This window comes from Streptomyces sp. NPDC030991 (genome assembly GCF_055571235.1).
The window spans coordinates 49,089-68,984 of record NZ_JBVIFR010000031.1 but is presented as its reverse complement, the minus strand read 5'-3'; the positions used below and the strand labels follow the sequence as shown (position 1 = coordinate 68,984).

Below are 19,896 nucleotides of genomic sequence, written 5' to 3'. Positions count from 1 at the left end.
GTGCCGCGCGTCAGGCCGAGCAGGCCGCCGCGGTCGCTGAGATCCGGCAGATCCACGCCGAGCACCACGGCGCCTACGGCGCCCCGCGCATCCATAGGGTGTCGCTGCTGGCCCGTCAGGCGTCGAAACGGCCGCGCGCACTCTCGATGTGACCGAGGTGCTGGTGGGTCCAGCCGCACATGACGTCGACCGCGGTGCGCAGGGCCCGACCCGGCTCGGTGAGGGTGTATTCGACCCGCGGCGGCACGGTGGGATACACCTTCCGGTCGACCAGGCCGTTGCGCTCCAGCATGCGCAGGTTCTGGGTGAGCATCTTGTGGCTGACGCCTTCGACCTCGTTTCGCAACTCGCTGAAGCGCAGGGTGCGCTCGCCGAGTGCCTCAATGATCAGGAGGGCCCATTTGTTGGCGACGTCCGAGAAGATTTCCCGCGCCAGGGAGTCTGCGCGCCGCAGGTCAGCGTCCTCGGGCAGGCCCTTGAGCAGTTGCTTGGTCACCATCAGGTTCCTCAGTCACCGAAAAGTGCGTTCTTCCAGGTCGGCCCTCACTCTCCTACAGTTCTCGAGTAACTACAAGAGAGTAGAACGGAAGGGCGAGCACCGTGGCCACCATTGATGTCTTCCACTACGGCGTGCCGGCCGAGAGCGACTTCGGCTACTCACAGGCGATCAAGTCCGGCGAGCTGGTCCACGTCTCTGGACAGCTCTCGTTCGATGAGACAGGCGAGTTCCTCCACGCGGGCGACTTCGCCGCCCAGCTCAAACAGACCTACGCCAACATGGACAAGGTCCTGGACCACTACGGCGCCACCCGGAACCAGGTCGTCTCGCAGACCTTGTACGTGGTGAACCTGCGGCAGAATGCCGCGGTGACGGCGGAGGGCAACCTGGGGTACTTCGGCGACCACCGCCCGGCCAGCACGGTCCTGGGCATCACTGAACTGACCTTGCCAGGTCAGGTCATCGAAATCAGCTTCGTCATTGACACGAAACTGCCCGCTTGAGGTCTCTCCCTCACACGCCCCACAGCCCTCTGGGGGCTCCGTTCGTGGAACAGCCACAGCGACCGTTCCACGAACGCTCCCGTGACCCTGTCAACACCACGTTCCTCGACCAGCCGGTGGAAGATCTGGGCGACCTTGTGCCGCTGCTTGCACGGCACGTCCAGGCTCGCCCGCGGGATCCCGTCGATCACCGCCTTGTACGGATCCAGCACCGACGTCCGCGGCGGCAGCGGCTTACGTGGCTCCGGCCGGGCCGAGTTCAGAACCTTTCACCGGGAACACCCCGATGCTGTCCTGGCAAGTACCCCGGCGCTGACAGAACTCGTGAACATCACCCGACCGTGGATCCGGGCGCCTCTCAAACTCACGTACAACCGCTGACGCAGCTCGTGAACAAAGCCGGCGGCGCGGACCGCCTCGGTGATCAGCCCCAGGCGGGTCAGGTCCCGCACCAAGGCCAGGGCGTGGGTGGAGTCGGTGCGCTGCGTGGTGCGCTCGCGCATCAGTCCGGCCTCCTTGAGACGGTCCAGCGCAAGGCCGAGAAGACGGTCGGCGCGGTCGTCTTCGACGAGGCGATCGCGGAAGTCCGCCAGCACGCTGTGGTGGAATCCGGCGTCGTCCAACTCCATGGCCATGGCGTATTTGAAGTCGATGCGGCAGCGAACTGCCTGCTCGGCCTGCCGGTCGACAGGCCGAGCAGGAACTGCAGTACGCAGACAGTGGCCGGCTGAGCAGGCGAAAGCCCCGGACGTCCGTCCCTCGGGCAGCAGTCGGCGAAGTCCTCGTCGCACCACAGCCCGTCCAGCCGGTCACGTTCAAGATCCCCGACAGAGTCAAGCCAAGGGCTTTGCCGCCCCGCCTGGCCTGGGGCGAACTGTCACGGCACCGAGTCGGGAGGGCCCAGCTGGGCCAGTGCGATGGCGCTCGGGCTGCCAGGATCTGCGGTGTAGAGCACCAGCCGCAGGCTGGTACCGGGCATGAGCAGGGTTTGACGGTCCAGTTCCAGCTCGCCGAGTTCGGGATGATGCAGTCGTTTGCGCAGCGTCGGCCGGGGGCGCACGTCGTGGCTGCGCCAGCCGGCGACGAAGTCCGGGTCGTGCGCGGCACATTCGTTGACCAGCTCGCCCACCGCGCGGTCGCCCGGGTGGCGGGCGCCGGCCGCGCGCAGGTGGGCGGCGGACTGCCGGGCGAAGTCGCCTTCCGCGCCGACGGGTGCCGAGCAGAGGGTGCCGCCCAGCCGGATGGCGAGGCGCACGGTGTTGCGCTCGTGGACGGGCAACTGCGCGAAGTCGATGATCAACGCTGCCGCCGCGGCGTTCCAGGCCACGATGTCCTCAAGGTCGTTCACCAGATAGGCGGGGATCGGCCCGAGCCGGTGCAGCAGTCGGTGGGTATCGGCAGGCACCAGCGCACGATCGGCGTCCGTACTGGGCGGGATCTGCCCGGCCAGCCGTGCCAGGTACTCACGCTCTGTGACGGTGAGGTGCAGTGCCGTGCCCAGCGAAGACAGCACCTGCGGCGACGGACGCGGCGCGCGGGCCTGCTCCAGCCGCTCGTAGTAGCTCGTGGACACCCCGGCCAGGGCTGCCACCTCTTCCCGCCGCAGCCCGGGGGTGCGCCGGGCGCGCAGGCCGGGTGGGTGGACGGCCGTGGCCGGCATCTGGGCCGGGCGCAGCGCCTCGCGTCGACGGCGCAGGAAGTCGGCCAGTTCTGCTCTGCTCACCCGGCCAGGTTGGCACAACGGCACTCGGCTTAGCCACGGACCAGTGGTCCGGGGCTCACTGGTGCGTTCCACGGCACCGCCTCGTGCGCCCACTCTGGGGCGGTCATAGGCCCTGCTGAACGCTGGAGAATCACCGTGCCACCACGCACTTCCGAAGAGACCTTTCGCCGGCTGCTGGAGCTGCTGCTGGCCAAAGACATGGATGCCATCGCCGATCTGTGGGCGGAGTGCGGCACCGCCGAGTTCCCCTTCGCCGAAGGGACCTCACCGAGACGGCTGAGCGGACGTGAGGCCGTCCGGAGCTATCTGACCGGCTACCCGGACCTGATGGACGTACAGGCGATCCCGACCCTCATCGTGCGCCACACGGACCAACCGGACACCATCGTGGTGGAGTTCACCGCACACGGCCGCACGGTGGCCACCGGCGAGGCATACGAGCTGGACTACATCACGGTGCTCACCACCCACCAGGGTCTGATCACCCGTTACCGGGACTACTGGAACCCGTTGGCCGCCGCCTCAGCGGCCGGCACGCTGCCCGAACTGCTCGGCACGCTGCGCTCGCAGGCCACCCGATGACCGGCGTGCTGATCACCGGCGGCACCGGGAAGACGGGAAGCGCCCTGGCCGTACTGCTTCGCAAAAGCGGTGTGCCGGTCCGGGTGGCCAGCCGCGTCCCACCGGTCGACGCCCCGGACGCGGTGCGGTTCGACTGGAGCGACCCGGCCACCCATCCGGCCGCGTTGCACGGGATGGACCGGGTCTACGTGGTGCCTCCGGTAGACACCACGGACCCGATGCCGCTGGTCGAACCGTTCTTGGCCGAGGCCGAACGCCTCGGCGTGCGCCGGGTGGTGCTGCTCGGCTCCGCCATCGTCCTGCCCGGTGCCGCAAGCGCGCTGGAACTGGCCGAGCACGTACGCGCCCGGCCCGGATGGGTGGTGCTGCGCCCCTCCGGGTTCATGCAGAATTTCTTGGCCCCCCATCCGCTGGGTGAGCGGATCCGGCAACGCGGCGAGATCCGCACCGCCGCCGAAACCGGCCGGGTGGGCTGGATCGACGCTCGAGACATTGCGGCGGTGGCCGGCGTGCTCCTGACCGAGCCCGAAGGCCACTCCGACGACCGGCGTGACTACCTGCTCACCGGGCCGAAGGCGCTGAATTACCAGGACGCGGCGCAGATCATCACCCTCCACACCGGTCGGCCGATCCGGGTCGTGCCCGTCGGGGTCGCCGAGCAGGCAGACACCTACCGTGCGTCCGGCATGCCGGACGCCTTCGCGACCGCCCTCGCCGCCGTCGACGCCGGCATCCGAACCGGCCGGGACGACCAAGTCAGCACCGCGGTGCTGGACCTGACCGGCCGCCCGCCCCGTACCTTCGCCGAGTTCGTCCAGGACCACGCATCCCGGTGGGCGAACGCCGGGACATCCCAAGACTGACCGACCTGTGCCTGGTCTCGACCAGTTTCGGCGCGATACCGGCCAGCTCCTGCGGCGCGGACTGTTTCGCCATGAGGGGACTCCCTACGATCTTTCGAACACGGGATGCGGCACTTTTCACCGTCGGCCCTGCCGGTCCTGACGGCATCCGCAGACGGGTTCCCACGCCTCGCGGGCCGCAGCCACCTCTATTGCCACCACCAGGGAAAGCGCAGCTCACAGCCGTGCGGAAGGCACTGTTGTTACAGGTACTGACAGGACACCCCAGGGCTGTTCCGGTGGTTCATTCCCAGGGTGGAGGACCAGATCGGCGCGCTCGGCCTGGTCCTCAACGCCGTCGTCCTCTTCAACACCCGGTACAGGGACGCCGCGGTGAACCAGCTGCGGGCGGACGGATCCGACGTTAGCGACGAGGACGTCGCCCGCCTCTCCCCGTTCGTGCGGCAGCACATCGACATGCACGGCCGGTACTCGTTCACGCCCCCCGACCTGCCCGGCGGCCTGCGCCCACTGAGCGACAAGGACGCCACCGGCGACGAGTGATGCGGCAATGCCGTTCGGCATCATCGGCTCACCGTGGTCGCTGACCAACTCGACCAAGACGTGCACGCTGGTCAGCGACCCAGAAGGGGTTCGGGGAACCGTCTCACCCGCCGAGGCCGTGACGGCTTCGCGGACCGCTCGTCCCGGGCGGGCGGCACGCTCTCTGCCGGAGCTAAGGCCGGCGGCCACGGGGGTCACGGTGGTACCCGTGGACGGTGGTGGGATGTGGGGGCCTGCGGTCAGGCGGTGTGTCGCAGCGATGGAAGGCGAGGGCGGGTCGTAGCCGTGTGGCCGTGCGGATCAGCCCGGCGAGGGCGAGGGAGCGGCTGTGCGCGGGCCAGGCGATGTGGGTGACGACGGGGGGTGCGTCGGTCAGGGGGACGGCAGTGTGCTCGGCCCATAGCCAGGCGCGGGCGGAGTCGGGAAAGACGGCCACGGTGCGTCCGAGGGCGATCAGCTGGGCCAGCTGCGTCTGGTCGTGGATCTCGGGGCCCGGGCCGGGTGGGTACGTGCCGTGGCGCGACCAGCGGGCGAGTGGAAGATCGGGGATGTCGCTGACGTCGGCCAGGGACAGAGTCCTCTGCGCGGCGAGGGGATGCGAGGCGGGCAGGATGGCGATCTGCCCCTCGGTCATCAGTTCCTCGCTGTCGAACCCGGTGAGGGAGTTGAACGGCGCGTGCATGAGCGCCACATCAGCGCGGCCATCGCGCAGCATCCCTTCCTGCTCACACGTGCCGCTCGGTAGCACCTCGATCTCGGCGGCGTCGGGCTCGGCCGCGTAGGCGTCGAGGAGCTTGTGCAGCAGCTCGTGAGACGCGCCGGCCTTCACTGCCAGCACCAGGCGGTTGCGGGGGCCGCCCAGGCTGTCTGCGCCGCCGGCGCGACGGGTGCGGCGAGCGGCAGCGGTGGTCGCGTCGAGGGCTGCGCGGCCCTCGTGCAGCAGCATCTCTCCGGCGCCGGTCAGGGAGACGCCGCGGCGGTTGCGTTCCAGCAGACAGACGCCGAGGCGCCGCTCCAGCTGTTGGATCGCCCGGGACAGCGGGGGCTGGGCCATGCCGAGGCGCTCGGCGGCGCGGCCGAAGTGCAGTTCCTCCGCGACCGCCAGGAAGTACCTCAGCTCGCGGGTCTCCAAGGTGTCCATGGCCACAGCATATCCCGGTGATACCTACCGGGTATCACCGGGCCCTGTATCGGTATTGGATCCGCCGCCTGTCCGCGAGCGAGTATCGGCGGCATGAGCGAAACCATGAACACATCCTCCGCGTCACTGACCGGCGGCACCTGGACCCTGGGTGATCTGACCGTCACCCGCTTCGGCTACGGCGCCATGCAGCTCGCCGGCCCCGGGGTCATGGGTCCGCCCGCCGACCACGACGGCGCGCTCGCCGTCCTACGCGAGGCCTCCGCCCTCGGGATCACTCACATCGACACCTCCGGCGCATACGGACCACGCGTCACCAACCAGCTGATCCGTGAAGCGCTTCACCCCTATCCCGCATCGCTGCACATCGTGACCAAGGTCGGCGCGGTCCGCGATCAGCAAGGTGGCTGGCCCCCTGCCAGGCAGCCCGAGGACCTGCGCCGCGCCGTCCACGAGAACCTCAAGGATCTCGGCCTCGAATCGCTCGACGTGGTCAATCTCCGGCTCGGCGACGCCCAGGGCCCCGTGCCCGGCTCGCTCGCCGAGCCCTTCGAGACCCTCGCCGAACTCCAGCAGCAGGGCCTGATCCGGCACCTCGGAGTGAGTAACGCGACGGCGGAACAGGTCGCCGAGGCACAGGCGATCGCGCCGATCGTGTGCGTGCAGAACATGTACAACCTCGCTCACCGTCAGGACGACGAGCTGATCGACGAACTCGCCGACAAGGGCATCGCCTACGTGCCTTTCTTCCCGCTCGGCGGCTTCACCCCGCTGCAGTCCACAGCGCTTTCCGCCGTGGCCACCCGGCTGGATGCGACGCCAATGTCGGTCGCCCTGGCTTGGTTGCTGCGGCGGTCGCCGAACATCCTGCTCATCCCCGGCACCTCGTCGGTGGCACACCTGCGCGAGAACGTCGCCGGCACGGGACTCTCGCTCTCCGACGAGGACCTCACCGAGCTGGACAAGATCGGCAACTAAGAGCTCCCGCAGATAGGCGGGCGCTCATGGGCGTCGCTTGGGGCGGTCGTCCCAGCGGTGGGTGGTCCAGGCTCGGCGGATCAGGCTACGGATGGTGATGATCGTGTCCGCAAGGTCGAAGAAGGCGTTGATGACGGTCGCACGGCGCTCGTAGCAGCGGGCAAGGCGGTGGAAGGCATTCTGCCAGGCGTGCGTGCGCTCGACATGCCACCGCTGGCTCGCCTGGATCGGCGCCTTCTCACCCTTGTGCGCGATGCGGCCGTGCAGGTTGCGGGCGGCGAGTTCGGTGCGGCTAATGGCCGAGTCGTAGTCGGCGTCCAGATGGACTGTGATGTCGTCGGGCAGCGGCCCGAGGTCGCAGCAGAAAACCCAGGTCATAACTTGCGTGACCTGGGGTTCTGGCTGGCCGGCGCTTGCCGCTGATCGGACCACGGGAGCCCCGGCCGATTCCTACGGCCGGGGCTCCCTCTCTCAGGAGGCTGTGTTCACCGCCCCCTGATCGCACATGCCTTCTTCGAGCTCCTGGATATCGCGGTCGCCAGGGTAAACGCAGATCCAGCGTGTGGGCTCCTCCTGGTACTCCCAGCTGGATGCGTCAGCCAGGAGATCAGTCAGAGCCTGGCCTGTAACCTCCTCGCCGTTCAGTTCCGCGGGCCACGATCGAGATCGGAACACCTTGATGAACCCGAGCGGCTGCCAGCAAGCGATGAGGCGAGAAAAGCGCGGAACATGCTTTTTCCATCCATCCTCGTCCTCACTCTTCGTCCAGTCGGAGAGGATGGCCCAGAGGTCGGCGGTCTCTGTGCTGTTGATGTAAAGGCAGTACTCGTCGTCCGCCCATTCCTTCACAGTAGCTCCTACTCGTCTAGTGCCGGGTTGCCAGCAAGCGGCACGCGATATGCCTTCTTCCCTTGCTGCACCTTGACATAGGGAGCACGGTGGACGATGTCGCGCAGTTCGTACATTCCCTCGGCGTTCTTGGCACTGTTTCCTGCCTCGAAGATCATCGTTCCGCCAGGGATGCGGATCTTGAAACCACCGCCCGTAGCCGCAGGTGCGGGGTGTCGCTCCTTGCCCTTGAGCAGCGTTTCCAGTTCGTCCGCGGTAGCTCCGCGCAACGACTGAGGGTCGTCCAGGCTTCGAGCTACCTTGGCCGCCTTACTGGCGTCCTTGGCCTTCTCGGCGGCCTTCATCACATCGTCCAGGCGCTCCAGTTGCTTCGGGAACTTCGCGAGGTCGCCGAAGAATGGGATGAAGCCCGCCATGCCGAGGGAGGCGTCCACCGCATCCTTGCCGCGGCAGGGCAGCAGTGCCGGGGGTGAAGTCTGGATGGGGTACCAGACGGCCGCCCCCATTCTGTTCGCTGCACTGCTGGTCGCCGCTGCCCCTATGCAGATGACTTCGGGCACTCAGCGCGACACCTCGGATTGAGCGAGGCAGCCACGCCGCCACCGTCTCGCTTAAACTGAGGCACTCCAGGTCAGGCACTCACGCTGCCTCACCTTCAGCGAGACCGGACAGGTGGAATGCGCACTGTTCCACACCGGCCAGCGTGCTGTGCGAGGCGTCGCTTTGTCCGCGAGCGGGTGCTGGGAGTGTCAAGGGTGCCTCATACCTGTTCCGGTCGCCGGGGCCTGCCCCTTGCTCGATCAATGGGGTGGAACGCTGTGATCTGCAATTTTCCAGTGCGGGTCACTCTTCGGGGTATACCCCGCTCGTGCTCAGCGCCATCTTCACCGGCGCGGCTAGTCGTGTGTCTAAACCGGATGTGATCGTGGTTGCCCTGGGCATTCCACACGAGGGCGGCGGGGTGGAATTTGAGAACGACAGCTTTCACTGGACAAGCGGACGGGGTGGAATTTCCACTCTGCCCAGTGGTGAGCGCAGCGGCCTGGCTCGCTCACCCGTAGCTGGGCAACTCCCTGTGGAACGCCTTCTGGAACCAGGAACCCGACTGGCGTTGTGTCCATGCAGCTGACTCCGTGATTGCTCTGTGTGACGAGACGGCGGGCGAGCGCGCAGCCTTCGTCTCCCCGGACTGAGCGGGCGAGTGATCCTGTAGAACGAGCACTGGCGAAGGGGGTGCGGTGGCAGCGCACGGGAGGAACCACGCATGGCGTTGACGGTGGCACTAGTGGCTGGAGCGGCGGTATGGGGCATGGGCGCGGGCCTGCTGGTGCCGCGCGTGGTGTACCGGTTGTCCGTACCGACAGGGGAGCCGTGGCGGGCCCAGTGTCCTCGTGGCCATGACCTGGTGGGGAGAGCCAGCGGCTGGGTCGGTTCGTTTCGCTGCCCCCATGACGCTGTCCCGTTGGGCCCGCGGGTAGGAGTCATTGCCGCAGCGCTGGCGATGCTCTGTGCGACTCTGGCGGCTGTCACCGGTCGGCGTCCCGAGCTCGCGGTGTGGCTGCTCGTTGCTCCCGTGGGTGTGGTCCTGGCTCTTGTGGACCTTGCGGTGCACCGGCTGCCGCGCCGGTTGACCGTGCCCACCGCAGTGGCGAGTTGGGTGCTGCTGGCAGTGGCGATGGCCCTGCCTGGTCACGCGGGTTCGTGGCCGTGCGCTGTCGCAGGCGGCCTTGCTCTGGGCGGTCTGCTGTTCGTGATGTGTCTGATCAGCCCGGCAGCGATGGGGTTCGGGGACGTGCTGCTCGCGCTGACGGTGGGCGCGGTACTGGGCTGGTATGGATGGCCGGTGCTCTTCGCGGGTGCCCTTCTCGCGTTCACTCTGGCTGCGGTGTTCGGCGTGCTGCGCCGACTGCGGCCGTCCGCCGGGGCACGGCCGCTGATTCCTCTCGGCCCGTTCCTTCTGGCTGGCGCGCTCGCCGGCGTGCTGGTAGCCAGATAACGCAAGGCCCGGCCACCGCATGATGGCCGGGCCGGGTTTTGCGCGGAGTCAGCGGCGCACCGCGTCCAGGCGGCGGATGACCTCCTCGGTCTCGGCCTCCATGGACAGGTCGGCCTCCAGGAGGTACCGGGTGAGCTGCTGGATCGCGGTCTCGAGTTCGTCGTGCGCGCCGAGGGCGGCCAGCGCCTCGAAGCGGTGGCGCCACAGGACCTCGCGCTCGCGGCCGGCGTCCAGACCACGACCGGCGGCCCACAACGCGCCATCTGCATCGCCGGCGTCCAGGCAGCGGGCGGCGAGATCGTCGGCCGCATCGGCCACTGCGGAGATCATGTCCTCGGTCAGAGTCTGGGCCCAGGCGTAGCGGCGCGGTGGGATCCCGGTGAAGGGGCGGCCTCGTACGAGTTCGAGCGCGCGGCGCAACAGCGCGCGGGCCTCGAGTCCATCCTGCTGGGTGGCACGGGCGGTCAGGTCTTGGAATTGCCGCCAGTCGCAGACGACGTTGACCAGGCGGTGCTTGCGGTCGGGCTGCTCGTTGAGCTTGGGGTAGTGCTCGTCGCCGAGCCAGCGCCGTACTTCGCGGACGCGTCCGTTCCTCGTGTTGTTTTCTACGCGGCCGCCGGGCGCGATGACTTCGTCGAGTTCGTGGCGGGTGGCGCCGTCGGGGCGCAGGGCGAGGAAGGCGATCAACTCGGTGGCGACGGTGCGCCGGTTGGACTCGATGTGCCCGTCGGCGCCGTTGACGTCGATGGGGCCGAGCACTCGGACCATGGGTGCGTTCAGCGCGGCCTGGTTCTCCGGCGCGGGCGCAGGGCTGGCGTTGGTCTCAGCCGGCGCCGCGGGTGCAGGTGCGGGTGCGGGTGCTGGGGGAGTCATGGGCTGGCGGGCGTTGACCCGGCTGACGGGCAGCGTGGCAGGCAGCACGGTCCGGCTGGGAGAGGTGGCGTCGTCCTGACGTGCGGTCGGGGCAGGTGCTGCGGCCGCCGGGGCCGGGGGCAGCGGCTCTGTCTTCGGGGATGTGTTGTCGCCGGGGCGGGCCGTGGTGACGGAGCCGGGGGAGTCGTCGTCGAGATCAGGGAGACGGGCCAGTAGCGCTCCCGTCTGCCGTGGGGCGGGGGCCGGTGCCGCGGCCTCCGGCGTTGCAGCTTTGGCGGTGGGTGCGGGCTCGGCCTTGGCCAGTGTGACCGGCGTTGGTGACGGTTCGGGGGCGACGTCTGTCTCCGAGGTGGAGGTCAGTACGGTCTCGATGACGTTGGCGTACTGCTCGTCGGAGAACGCCACCAGCCGGCACGCGAGGTCGGTTCCGGGCACGGCCTGGATCTCGGCGTCGGTGTCGAGGACCCACACCGCCTGGTTGTCCTCGGCTGGGGTGTGCCCGCTGGTGACGATGGCGGTGGCGGTGCGCGGCTCCTGTTGCAAGATTTCGGCGAGCAGTTCGGCGGACTCGGGGTCGGGGCAGGTGTCCAGGTCTGCCAGGACCACCATGGGCCACAGTTCGTCCACCGTGTCCGCGGCTCGCGCGGCACCCAGATCGGTGCTGTTGCTGTTGGACAGTGCCGCACGCTGCTGGCTGTGGTGCTCACGGACGACGTCGGCGGCGTCGGCGAGTGTCGGATGCGGGGTGACGCGCTGGTCGACGAGGGACAGGCCCGGGGCGCTGTCCTCGCCGGCGACCGCGATTTCCAGGTCCGAGCTGAGCGGGGACACGGCCAGGGATGTTCCGAGCGCGCGCAGGACCGGCAGCCGCATCTGGCCGGTGAGGTGCACGGCACCGAACCGTTCCAGGTCGACCAGGAGCAGAGCCTCGTCGGCGTCGTCACCGAGTGCGACCAGCGCCGGGTAGGGGGCGTCCATCTGCCCGCGCAGTTCGGCATCCAACAACTCGCTGGTGTCGGCGGGACACCACCATGCCCGCGGAGCGTTTGTGGTGGCAGTGAACGGGGGCAGGGGGGCGGGCACATCGTCGTCGGCCGGCAGGTGCAGCAGGACGCCCTCGGCGCCCAGCTGGATGGCGGCCAGCGCGGGCAGTGGCTGCTCGGCCTCCGCGCAGTGGTGGGCGAGTGTCCGCAGGGCCGCGTCCAGGAAGCTGACCTCCTCGATGGCGTCCTCGCAGCGCAGGGTGTGCTCGGTCGCGGCGGCGCGTCCGTTGGGCATCGGGATGCGGCGCCCGCGGCGCCGACGGCGCTGTTGCACGGTGCGCCGTCGGCGCAGCATCACCAGGACACCGGCGGCGACGAATCCCCCCGCGCCCAGGGCCATCACCAAGGCCGCCGGGCTCAACTCCTCATCCTGCCCGGTCTCCTGGTCACCGGCCTGCCGCTGGTCACCCGACGGCGCCGACGAGCTGACGGCCGGCTCCGAGGTACGGGGGGCGGAAGGGCTCTGCGTGTCCGCTTCGCTGGGCTTGTCGGTCGGCGTGCCCTGGGAGGGCGCGCCGACGCCCGCCTCCTTGCCCGGCGCCTTGGTGGAGGGGGAGCTGGCCTCTTCCTCTGGTGTGGCCTGGCTCGCGGATGGGCTGGGGTTGGCCTCCTGTCCCGGGGTGCCGGCTTCCCCGTCGCTGGCCCGCGGCGACTCGGACGGTGCAGGCGTGGCAGCACTCCCGTCCGCGCCTTGGTCGCCCTTTGTGCCCTCGTCCTGGTCGGGGTCGGTGGGGGTGTGCTTGCGTGGCGGTGCCGGATCGGCGGCGGCCGCCTGGTCCGGGATGGACAGTTGCTCGCCGGGGTAGATCAGGTCCGGGTTCTCGATCACGTCCTTGTTCGCGTCGACGATCTCCGGGTAGCGGGTCGGGTCGCCGAGTTCCTGTTTCGCGATGTTCCACAGGTTGTCCCCGGACTCCACCCGCAGCTGGGATGTCCCGGCTTCGGGCCGCGAGGCAGCAGTTGTCTGAACGTGCGGGGCGTTCGCCGTCGTCTGCGTGGCGGTGGTGGCGGCCGGAACGTGCAGTGTGGTGCCGGCTGGGATGACGCCGTCGGCAGGGGCCAGCTGTGGGTTGAGGTGCTGCAGTTGCTCGAAGCGGGTGCCGTCGCCCAGCAGTTGCTCGGCCAGCTCCCACCAGGTGGCGTCCGCGCTGACCGTGATCTGCCCGGCCTTTTGTTCGTGCCCGGCGGCTGCGTTTGTCGAGGTGTATGCCGCAGCTTCGTTGGTGTTGGTGCCGCTCGTCTGACCGGGCAGCGCCTGGGCGGTGACCGCTGTCGCGGCGGCGGCTGGGGAGGCGGCGCTGGCGGCTGCGGGGGAAGCCAGGATGATGCTGCCGAGCAGGAAACCGGCGAGCTTCTGCCCGGTGGCCATGCCGGGCAGGTGCGGTGTGGTGCGACGGGCCAGGACTGCGACCGTCTCGACGACAACGGGGACGGTCAGCCACAGCCACAGCACCCAGGCGACGACCGTCATGGCGGACATCAGGCCGGTGCCGTCATCGTCGTGGAAGGCCAGCACGTCCTGCCAGGAACCGATGTCCGGTGCGGAGGTGGGCAGGGTGCCGATGTTCAGCAGCAGGACGGGGACGCCCGCGACGAGCAGGGCGAGGACGACGAGCGCGAACAGGCCGCGGGCCAGGGCCCTGGGCCACGATGTCGCGCGGCTCTTCGTGCGGGGCATCGCGGGTCAGCCTCCAGGAGCGTGCAGCAGGGTGGCGCTGCCGTGGCCGGTGAAGGTCCACGAACGCACGCCGAACAGGGACAGGACATAGGGGCGGAATGTGGTCTGGGCCGTGACGTTGAGACTCTGCCCGTCCTCGGACGTGGTCACGGTGCCCTCGGCCTGCTGGGCGTCGAGGTAACCCTGGGCGGCCGCGGCGGCCGCGTCCGGGTCGATGACGATGGCCTCGCCCGTGATTGCTTCCCCAGGGTCGATGCGCTGGGCACCGGTGCGGGCTGCGGACTGCGCGACGTAGAAGGCATCCGAGCGGGAGTTGAGCGCCATCCCCAGGTCGACGACCATGCCGATGACGAGGAGCCCGATCAGGATGACGCCCGCGTAGAACAGTTCCAGGCCGCCCCGGTCACCGCGCAGCGCTGTACGCCGCACTCTCAACCACGCAGAGACACGTGCCTTCATACGCCCTCATCTCCGCGGCCTTGCCTGCCGGCTTCCGCGATGCGCGCCGCAGGGGCGCGCTGACTGCGGACCGACCAGGTGTCGACCGGCGCGGACTGGGTGCTGGTCAACGTCTTGGACCCACCGATCCCCGGGATGGCGAGCTCGCTGAGCGGAGCGGTGCACGACACGGTCGCAAAGACCTGACCGAACTCGCCGACCCCCGCGCTCAGCGCGCTGGTGTCCACGCTCACGCTGATCTGCGCACAACGGATACCGGAATTGGCCAGACTCGTCTGCGCGGCCTGCTGGGCCTGCGCCTGACCGCTACCGGGGTCCTTGGCCACGGACGCCTCACGGGCAGCAGCACGCGCAGCATCGTTCGCGGCTCCCTCGGCGAGGGCCACCCGGCCGACGCCGATCATCAGCCCGAACAGCATGAGGATCACCGGCACGATGATGACCGTGGTCAGCGCCGCGCCACCGTGGTCCCCCCAGGCGCGGTAGCGTCCTCGTGCCAGAGAGCCCAGGTACCTCCACGCGGCGGTCATGGCCGGAACTTCTCGACAGGCGCCTGCACGGACTGGGAGACGTGGACCCGCCACCCCGGAACCAGCATGATCACATCCCCTTCTACGCGGACGCTCGCCGTGTCCGCTCCCGCGCTCACGTGGATCTGCGCATTGCTCAGGGAACCGCCCATGTCGGCGAGGAACGCGCGGCCGGCCCGCTGTCCCGCGCCCCCCGGAGCGTCGTACAGGCGCTGTGCATCCAGTGCCTGCTGGGCCGCGTGGTGGGCAACGGAACGCCCGTGGAACCAGATGCCGCCCTGGATGAGGGTGAACAGCATCAGGAACGCCAACGGCATGATCATCGACAGTTCCAGCGACAGCGACCCGCGGTCGCTGCGTAGGAGGGCAGCGAGGCGGGAGCGCCAGTGGAGACGGGGGCGGTGAGTCATCGTCAGAAGCCGAGAATCTGGGCAGCCTTCTCAGTGATCTTGGTGGTGGCGGCGGTGTACACCAGACCAACCAGGGTGGCGCCACCCACCAGGACCAGTGCCCATTCCAGGGCGCCGCCGGTGTCGTCGGAGCGGATCAGGCGGATGCGCCAGCGCAGCGCGTCCACGGTACGGGTCAGGCGGTTGTTCAGGAACTGCACGGAGAGCCTCCAAGAGGGTGCGACGAGGAAAGAGTTGGGTCGGTTCAGAAGTTCATAACGCGGATCAGCTGCGGGGCGACGAGGAACAGCGCCATCAGGAAGACGATCGCGAGCGCGGGCAGCCTCATGTTCTCGGTGGCCTCGCCGGCCGCCTTCTTCCGCTCGGCGAACAGGGACTCGCGGGTGCGGACCGCCTGGGCCCGCAACTGGTCGTAGACGGCCGCCTGTTCCTCGCCGGCCAGGCCGAGGGAGGCGCCGATCCGGGCCAGGGCAGGCACCCCGAGCTCGCCGCCGAGCCGGGTGAGGGCATCCCACGGGCTGATCCCGGACAGCGCCGCGTGCTCGACGGCGTCCCGCACGCGGACGGCGGCCGGCCCGTCGCCGGACTTCAGAGCGCGGTCCAGGGCCTCGGGGGCGCCAGCATCGGAGTTGCGGGCCAAAGCGACCCGCTCCAGCAATGAGGCGGTGTAGTAGCTGTACTCCAGGCGCCGCTCCTGCGCCTTGCTCCGGTAGTCCTTGAGCCGTTGCAGCGCGAGGAAGACGGCGAAACCGAGGCCGAGCGCGATCGGGAGGATGAACGGCAGCGACATGCCGCCGAGCGTGAGCAGGAAGACCAGCCACTGCGCGCCGACGAACCCGATCAGCGCATACAGCACGCACTGCCCGAGCAGATGCGCCGGGGTAATCTCCAGGACGGCCAGATCCTGGACGGGCAGCCGGTCGGCGACCGTGGTGGTCGACACCAGCTTGTGGCCCATGCGATCCGTCCACCCCGCGCCGGTGCCGCCAACTTGAGCTCCGGCGGCCTGCGTGCGGCCCAGGACCACATCCAGCGGAATGCGCTTGGGCATGAAGGCGCGCACTGCGAGCGCGCCGGTCAGGGCGATCAGGGCGCCGAGCAGCATGCCGGGCAGTGACAGAGTCATGACTGCACCTCCATCGCGGCGCGTTCCGTGGCCGTGCGCAGGGTGCGCGGTTCGGGCTTCATCGCCGCGACCTTGCGCATCCACCACAGCAGCAGCACGAACAGGGCCCCCATCCCCAGCAGGGCCAGCTGCCCCAGCGCGTTCGCCAGCGGCGCCCAGTAGGCGCCGTTGAGCAGGACGAAGCCGACGACCGCGAGCACGAACAGCGAGACCTTCCGCGTTTCGGCGCGAGCATCGGCACGACGGGCATCAATGTCTTCCACCTCGGCGGCCTGCCGGCGTACCAGCGCGGCCTGTGCGGCGAGCGCGTCGGAGAGGCCTGCGCCGCGTGAGATCACGTGGTCCATGAACAGCTGGGCGATGTCGTCGCCGATCCTCGAGTCGAGGTCGTCGGCGAACAGCCGGTAGGCCTGGCGGGCCGGCATCCCGGACGCCAGGCGCTGGCACAGGACACCGACCGGCCGGCGCAGCAGCGCGGGGACGTTGGTCAGCGACACGATCGCCGTCTCCAGGCTCTTGCCGCCGCTGCGCACGCTGGCCAGCTGGCCCAGCCATTCGGCGAGCGCTTCCAGGCGGGCCACCTCCAGGCGCTCGGAGCCGCCGGGGTAGAGCACGAACGGCAGCCCGGCGATGGCGGCCGCGGCGAGCAGCGCCTGCACCGGCCACCCAGTGATCACCCACATGATGACGCCCACGACGGCCGCCGCGATGAGCAGGAGCCGGTAGTTGTCCCGCCACACCGCAGGCAGCTCGGCCACCGCCTGGCGGGCCTTGTCCGCGAGCGTCGGTTTGCCGCGCCGCCGCGATGCGGACGGTGTCCAGCCGCGCCACCAGGCCACCAGTCCGACGATCCCCAGGGCCACCAGCAGGCCCGCGACCATGCCGAGCGCGGACAGGTACGAACTGCTCACGACGCCACCTGCCCTGCACCGATCAGCGTCAGCGGCGCCCAGGTCCCACGCGGGCGCTGAGCCCGCCAGGTCGCCGGAAAACCGTTGCGGGCCAGCTTCTTGGCCCGGCGCGTGTTCATCGCCGACGTCGTCGGCACCGCGCGCTCCTCACCGATCTCCTCGTTCGGCTGGAACAGATGATTCAGGGAAACACCGCCCCGCTCGCTGATCCCTGCCGTCTCCCACACGTGGGTGACGAACCGGTGCTCACTGCCGCCGACGTCGGTCTCGTCGATCCGGTCCACGTACACGATCAGGTCAATGGCGGCCGCCATGAGCCGGTAGGCGGCACTGTCGTTCAGTCCGGCCTCGGTGAGGGGCACCATGATCCGGTCGACCACGACTTCCGGGTCTTTGGCGTGCAGCGTGCACATCGATCCGGCGCCGCCCATCATCATCGCCTTGAACATCGCCACCGCTTCGGTGCCGCGGACCTCGCCGACCATCACGCGGCTGGCGCGGTAGCGCATCGAGGTCTCCACCAGGGCGCCGAGTGTGACTTCACCCGACGCGTCCTTCTCGCCGTTGCCCTCACGGGAGCGGAACGCGATGGTGTGCGCGTGCTCGCCGTACTCGTCGTAGTTCAGGCGCAGTTCCGGCTCGCCCTCCAGCGTCGCGATCCGTTCCTTGGCGGGCACCTCACGCCCCAGGGCACGCATCAGCGTGGTCTTTCCCGTCGCCATGTCGCCCGCGATGACGATCGATAGGCCTGCCCGCACCGCCGCCTTCAAGAACGCCTGCAGCAGCGTGTCGATGGCCCCCCACTTCACCAGGTCGTCCAGGGTGGCCTTCTCCAGCAGGTGCCGCCGGATCGAGATCACGAGGTTCGGCTCGGTCAGCAGGGTCGCCGCGACCCGGGACCCGTCGGGCAGATCGAATTCGACCTTGCCCGTGGCGTAGGAGAGCAGCCGCTCGCCGTGCCCGGACATGGCGGCCATCTGGTTGACCCACTCCAGGGCCTGCTCGTCGGAGGCGAACGGCGACCGCAGCCGCTGCCGGCCCTGGCCCTGGACGTCGATGAACATCCACGGGCCGTCGATCAGGACGTCCTCCACGCCGGGGCGCTCCAGTACCTGCTGGAGGCTGCCGGCCAGGAAGAACCGGTTGAACAACTCACCGCGCAGCACCGTGATCTGCTCACCGGTCAGCGGGGTGTGCTCGATGGACCACTCCTGGGCCCACTCGGCCACCCGCACCCTGATCTGCGTGCGGACGACCTGCTCCAACGCGGACGCATCCAGCGTCTCGCCCTTGGCCCGCCGTTCCTTCTTGATGGTGTCGACGTCATCAGCCACCTTCTGCCGCAGCGCGCTGATCGTCTCCTGGGGCACTGGCAGCACACCGGCCAGGGACGCGGCCGCACTCACATCAGCCGGCCCCGCCGCCGTGGTCTGCGAGGGGACAGGGTTGTTCGGCCGGGCCGGCTGGCCGGCCGGGTCCTGCTGGCGGCTGCCGTGAGAGTCGGCCAGCAGACTGCCGAGAAGCGTGGCGCCCGGCGACGTGCCGTTGACCGGGTGTCCGTTCCTTACTCGGCGATCAGCCATGGTGCCTCTCCCGCTGTGCGAACTGCTGAACCATCCGTGCTGCCGGCGCAGCTGGTGCGGGCGGAGGGGGTGCTGGAGCCGGTGGCGGTGCGGGGGCAGGAGGGGGCGGCGGCGCAGCCGAAGCCGGGGCGGCGGGCATGGCGCGCATCTGCAGGTGCAGACGACGCTGCTCGGCGTGCTGACGCAGCGGGTCAAGGACCTGACCGGCCGCCCGGATCAGGCGCGAGCCGCGCCCCAGGGCGCGGGGCATCCGGCCGCCGTGGCCGATCCACGTGGCGGAGGCCTCGTCCCACGGAAGTTGCCCCATGACCGGTGTCTCCAGATTGCGCTGCACTTCATCAACCCGGAACTCCGAGCCCAGCAGCAGCAAGCCGAGCGAGCGGGTGCCCGACCCGTGGTGCGTCAGATCGGTATGCAACGCCTGGACTACCGGGTCCGCCAACGCGAGCGAGGCTTCGGTCGCGCGCGTTACCAGCAGGACGACGTCCGCCTCCCGCAGAATCAGGGCGGGGGAGAGGACCGGGTGCAGACGACCGCCCTCCAGGACAACGCGTCCCGCGTCGACGATCACGTCCCACCGCTTCTGCGGGTTCGCATCGGCCCGGCGCAGCACGTGGAGCAGCGGAGGCCAGGTCGAGGTCAGCGATGCCGCCTGCCGCGGGTCCAGCAGGCCGGGCAGCGCGATCCGGTTGTCCGTGTCGTCCATCGGCCAGTACTGCTGGGCGACGGCCGGACCGAAGTCCACGTCCTCTCCGGCGCGAGCCAGGTCGGCCTGCGGCAGCCGGTGCAGCCCGATGTGGCGGTCCAGGCGCTCGCGGCCCGGCCCGCGCGGTACATCGCGCAATAGTCCATGGCGCAAGCTACCGCCGGCCAGGTCGAGTTCAGCCAGCAGGACCGGACGTCGGCTGCCTAGGGCCATCGCCGCGGCCGACGTCGTCACTCCGTCCGACTTCGCCGACACCAACGCAATCAGGGGCATCAGTTACCCCCGTCGGCCAGCGGCTGGCGCACCAGAGTCAGACGCTTGGCCGCCGCCATCGCCGAGAGCCGGGGCCCGTCGGCAGGGGCGACGTTCAGATTGACGAGGAACGTGCCGGTCGCATCCACCCGGCCGACACTGTCCACGGTCGCTTCGACCTGCTCCGGATCCGTCGACTGCACGCTTTTCCCGTCGGGTGTGCCAGCGCTCGAGCCGTCGTCGCCCTGCGGTGAGTCGAGGATTACGGCCAGGACCTTGTCTCCCTTGGCCAGACTGCTATTGCCGGGCGCGAACCCCTTCTTCACCTCGACTCCGACCAACTGCTGGTCAGCACCCAGGCCGCCGCCGCGGCGCAGCTGAGACTGGGTCAGCAGCGAGCCCCGGCGCAGATCCACCGCGGCACGCTGTCCCACCACCGAAGAGCGCTGCGAGGACAGGATTGGCGACAAACCCGGATCTTCGGCGAACGACACCGACTTCACATCCCCGTCAGTAATGGTCTGCCCGGCCTGCACGTCCTTGGCGACGGCGAGCACGTTCACCCGGTCGCCGGCGCGGGCCACCACTACTGCGCCGATCATGGCGCCGAGAAGTGTCACCAGCGCCAGCGAGACGCCCACCGACCAC

At 69.4% G+C, this 19,896-nt stretch carries 21 protein-coding genes and 3 pseudogenes; 7 read left to right on the top strand and 17 right to left on the bottom strand.

Features of this window, described 5'->3' with window-relative positions; all coding sequences use genetic code 11:
• A pseudogene (locus ACZ45E_RS36530) lies at nucleotides 1-95 on the top strand (hypothetical protein); the annotation flags it as partial.
• 20 nt (nucleotides 96-115) lie between these two features.
• Here the strand turns inward: ACZ45E_RS36530 and ACZ45E_RS36525 are convergent.
• Nucleotides 116-499, bottom strand: coding sequence for a winged helix-turn-helix transcriptional regulator (locus ACZ45E_RS36525; RefSeq protein ID WP_031044029.1), 384 nt, complete (start codon nucleotides 497-499; stop codon nucleotides 116-118).
• 101 nt (nucleotides 500-600) lie between these two features.
• On the opposite strand from ACZ45E_RS36525, the gene ACZ45E_RS36520 reads away from it, so the two are divergent.
• Complete coding sequence (locus ACZ45E_RS36520) at nucleotides 601-1,002, top strand: RidA family protein (protein WP_468229831.1); 402 nt, start codon at nucleotides 601-603, stop codon at nucleotides 1,000-1,002.
• A gap of 269 nt (nucleotides 1,003-1,271) precedes the next feature.
• On the opposite strand, the gene ACZ45E_RS36515 is transcribed toward ACZ45E_RS36520, so the two are convergent.
• Nucleotides 1,272-1,637, bottom strand: a complete 366-nt coding sequence (locus ACZ45E_RS36515) for a hypothetical protein (RefSeq protein WP_468229828.1) — start codon at nucleotides 1,635-1,637, stop codon at nucleotides 1,272-1,274.
• A gap of 242 nt (nucleotides 1,638-1,879) precedes the next feature.
• Nucleotides 1,880-2,725 (bottom strand): helix-turn-helix transcriptional regulator, encoded by an 846-nt coding sequence (locus ACZ45E_RS36510; protein ID WP_468229825.1) that lies wholly within the window; start codon nucleotides 2,723-2,725, stop codon nucleotides 1,880-1,882.
• 135 nt (nucleotides 2,726-2,860) lie between these two features.
• Here ACZ45E_RS36510 and ACZ45E_RS36505 point away from each other — a divergent pair, with 135 nt between their 5' ends.
• The 3 genes and pseudogenes from ACZ45E_RS36505 to ACZ45E_RS36495 all read left to right on the top strand — a co-directional run.
• Entirely contained in the window at nucleotides 2,861-3,307 is a 447-nt protein-coding gene (locus ACZ45E_RS36505; protein WP_468229822.1) for a nuclear transport factor 2 family protein, read from the top strand.
• Nucleotides 3,304-4,170 (top strand): Rossmann-fold NAD(P)-binding domain-containing protein, encoded by an 867-nt coding sequence (locus ACZ45E_RS36500; RefSeq protein ID WP_468229819.1) that lies wholly within the window; start codon nucleotides 3,304-3,306, stop codon nucleotides 4,168-4,170. The genes ACZ45E_RS36505 and ACZ45E_RS36500 overlap by 4 nt, the downstream gene beginning before the upstream one ends.
• Nucleotides 4,171-4,467: 297 nt before the next feature.
• Nucleotides 4,468-4,713: pseudogene (locus ACZ45E_RS36495) on the top strand (Tn3 family transposase); the annotation flags it as partial.
• Nucleotides 4,714-4,885: 172 nt separating this feature from the next.
• Here ACZ45E_RS36495 and ACZ45E_RS36490 read toward each other — a convergent pair.
• Nucleotides 4,886-5,854 carry a LysR family transcriptional regulator gene (locus ACZ45E_RS36490; RefSeq protein WP_468229817.1) on the bottom strand — a complete coding sequence of 323 codons (969 nt, stop codon included), beginning with the start codon at nucleotides 5,852-5,854 and terminating at the stop codon, nucleotides 4,886-4,888.
• Between the two features lie 105 nt (nucleotides 5,855-5,959).
• Here ACZ45E_RS36490 and ACZ45E_RS36485 point away from each other — a divergent pair, with 105 nt between their 5' ends.
• Nucleotides 5,960-6,832, top strand: a complete 873-nt coding sequence (locus ACZ45E_RS36485; RefSeq protein ID WP_468229815.1) for an aldo/keto reductase family oxidoreductase — start codon at nucleotides 5,960-5,962, stop codon at nucleotides 6,830-6,832.
• A gap of 24 nt (nucleotides 6,833-6,856) precedes the next feature.
• Here ACZ45E_RS36485 and ACZ45E_RS36480 read toward each other — a convergent pair.
• The 3 genes and pseudogenes from ACZ45E_RS36480 to ACZ45E_RS36470 form a co-directional block, all read right to left on the bottom strand.
• Nucleotides 6,857-7,186 (bottom strand): annotated as a pseudogene (locus ACZ45E_RS36480) (transposase); the annotation flags it as partial.
• A gap of 117 nt (nucleotides 7,187-7,303) precedes the next feature.
• Entirely contained in the window at nucleotides 7,304-7,681 is a 378-nt protein-coding gene (locus ACZ45E_RS36475) for a hypothetical protein (RefSeq protein WP_468229812.1), read from the bottom strand.
• Nucleotides 7,682-7,689: 8 nt separating this feature from the next.
• Nucleotides 7,690-8,241: a hypothetical protein gene (locus ACZ45E_RS36470; protein WP_468229809.1), complete on the bottom strand. Its 552-nt coding sequence runs from the start codon at nucleotides 8,239-8,241 to the stop codon at nucleotides 7,690-7,692.
• 704 nt (nucleotides 8,242-8,945) lie between these two features.
• Here ACZ45E_RS36470 and ACZ45E_RS36465 point away from each other — a divergent pair.
• A complete protein-coding gene (locus ACZ45E_RS36465; RefSeq protein ID WP_468229806.1) occupies nucleotides 8,946-9,677 on the top strand; it encodes a prepilin peptidase in 732 nt (243 codons plus the stop codon).
• Between the two features lie 48 nt (nucleotides 9,678-9,725).
• Here ACZ45E_RS36465 and ACZ45E_RS36460 read toward each other — a convergent pair whose 3' ends face one another.
• The 10 genes from ACZ45E_RS36460 to ACZ45E_RS36415 are packed head-to-tail and all read right to left on the bottom strand — an operon-like array spanning nucleotide 9,726 to nucleotide 19,889.
• Complete coding sequence (locus tag ACZ45E_RS36460; protein WP_468229803.1) at nucleotides 9,726-13,271, bottom strand: LysM peptidoglycan-binding domain-containing protein; 3,546 nt, start codon at nucleotides 13,269-13,271, stop codon at nucleotides 9,726-9,728.
• A gap of 6 nt (nucleotides 13,272-13,277) precedes the next feature.
• Nucleotides 13,278-13,730: a Tad domain-containing protein gene (locus ACZ45E_RS36455; protein WP_468229800.1), complete on the bottom strand. Its 453-nt coding sequence runs from the start codon at nucleotides 13,728-13,730 to the stop codon at nucleotides 13,278-13,280.
• Nucleotides 13,727-14,260 carry a TadE/TadG family type IV pilus assembly protein gene (locus ACZ45E_RS36450; RefSeq protein ID WP_468229797.1) on the bottom strand — a complete coding sequence of 178 codons (534 nt, stop codon included), beginning with the start codon at nucleotides 14,258-14,260 and terminating at the stop codon, nucleotides 13,727-13,729. The genes ACZ45E_RS36455 and ACZ45E_RS36450 overlap by 4 nt, the downstream gene beginning before the upstream one ends.
• Entirely contained in the window at nucleotides 14,257-14,670 is a 414-nt protein-coding gene (locus tag ACZ45E_RS36445; protein WP_468229794.1) for a TadE/TadG family type IV pilus assembly protein, read from the bottom strand. Before ACZ45E_RS36445 ends, ACZ45E_RS36450 begins: the two co-directional genes overlap by 4 nt.
• Nucleotides 14,671-14,672: 2 nt before the next feature.
• Nucleotides 14,673-14,870, bottom strand: coding sequence for a hypothetical protein (locus tag ACZ45E_RS36440; RefSeq protein WP_468229791.1), 198 nt, complete (start codon nucleotides 14,868-14,870; stop codon nucleotides 14,673-14,675).
• A 44-nt stretch (nucleotides 14,871-14,914) separates the two neighbouring features.
• On the bottom strand, nucleotides 14,915-15,796 hold the full coding sequence (locus ACZ45E_RS36435; protein ID WP_468229788.1) for a hypothetical protein: 882 nt from the start codon (nucleotides 15,794-15,796) through the stop codon (nucleotides 14,915-14,917).
• Entirely contained in the window at nucleotides 15,793-16,707 is a 915-nt protein-coding gene (locus tag ACZ45E_RS36430; RefSeq protein WP_468229785.1) for a type II secretion system F family protein, read from the bottom strand. The genes ACZ45E_RS36435 and ACZ45E_RS36430 overlap by 4 nt, the downstream gene beginning before the upstream one ends.
• Nucleotides 16,704-18,290 carry a CpaF family protein gene (locus ACZ45E_RS36425; protein WP_468229782.1) on the bottom strand — a complete coding sequence of 529 codons (1,587 nt, stop codon included), beginning with the start codon at nucleotides 18,288-18,290 and terminating at the stop codon, nucleotides 16,704-16,706. Before ACZ45E_RS36425 ends, ACZ45E_RS36430 begins: the two co-directional genes overlap by 4 nt.
• On the bottom strand, nucleotides 18,283-19,269 hold the full coding sequence (locus ACZ45E_RS36420; protein ID WP_468229779.1) for a hypothetical protein: 987 nt from the start codon (nucleotides 19,267-19,269) through the stop codon (nucleotides 18,283-18,285). Before ACZ45E_RS36420 ends, ACZ45E_RS36425 begins: the two co-directional genes overlap by 8 nt.
• The gene (locus ACZ45E_RS36415) at nucleotides 19,269-19,889 is read right to left on the bottom strand and encodes an SAF domain-containing protein (RefSeq protein WP_468229777.1); all 621 of its coding nucleotides are present in this window, start codon (nucleotides 19,887-19,889) and stop codon (nucleotides 19,269-19,271) included. The genes ACZ45E_RS36420 and ACZ45E_RS36415 overlap by 1 nt, the downstream gene beginning before the upstream one ends.
• Between the last annotated feature and the right edge of the window lie 7 nt (nucleotides 19,890-19,896).

Bases quoted from the DNA above. Each gene is read 5' to 3' on its own strand.
- ACZ45E_RS36525 (WP_031044029.1), bottom strand. From the start codon at position 499: ATGGTGACCAAGCAACTGCTCAAGGGCCTGCCCGAGGACGCTGACCTG.
- ACZ45E_RS36515 (WP_468229828.1), bottom strand. From the start codon at position 1,637: ATGGCCATGGAGTTGGACGACGCCGGATTCCACCACAGCGTGCTGGCG.
- ACZ45E_RS36500 (WP_468229819.1), top strand. From the start codon at position 3,304: ATGACCGGCGTGCTGATCACCGGCGGCACCGGGAAGACGGGAAGCGCC.
- ACZ45E_RS36490 (WP_468229817.1), bottom strand. From the start codon at position 5,854: ATGGACACCTTGGAGACCCGCGAGCTGAGGTACTTCCTGGCGGTCGCG.
- ACZ45E_RS36485 (WP_468229815.1), top strand. From the start codon at position 5,960: ATGAACACATCCTCCGCGTCACTGACCGGCGGCACCTGGACCCTGGGT.
- ACZ45E_RS36465 (WP_468229806.1), top strand. From the start codon at position 8,946: ATGGCGTTGACGGTGGCACTAGTGGCTGGAGCGGCGGTATGGGGCATG.
- ACZ45E_RS36460 (WP_468229803.1), bottom strand. From the start codon at position 13,271: ATGCCCCGCACGAAGAGCCGCGCGACATCGTGGCCCAGGGCCCTGGCC.
- ACZ45E_RS36455 (WP_468229800.1), bottom strand. From the start codon at position 13,730: ATGAAGGCACGTGTCTCTGCGTGGTTGAGAGTGCGGCGTACAGCGCTG.
- ACZ45E_RS36450 (WP_468229797.1), bottom strand. From the start codon at position 14,260: ATGACCGCCGCGTGGAGGTACCTGGGCTCTCTGGCACGAGGACGCTAC.
- ACZ45E_RS36445 (WP_468229794.1), bottom strand. From the start codon at position 14,670: ATGACTCACCGCCCCCGTCTCCACTGGCGCTCCCGCCTCGCTGCCCTC.
- ACZ45E_RS36435 (WP_468229788.1), bottom strand. From the start codon at position 15,796: ATGACTCTGTCACTGCCCGGCATGCTGCTCGGCGCCCTGATCGCCCTG.
- ACZ45E_RS36425 (WP_468229782.1), bottom strand. From the start codon at position 18,290: ATGGCTGATCGCCGAGTAAGGAACGGACACCCGGTCAACGGCACGTCG.
- ACZ45E_RS36420 (WP_468229779.1), bottom strand. From the start codon at position 19,269: ATGCCCCTGATTGCGTTGGTGTCGGCGAAGTCGGACGGAGTGACGACG.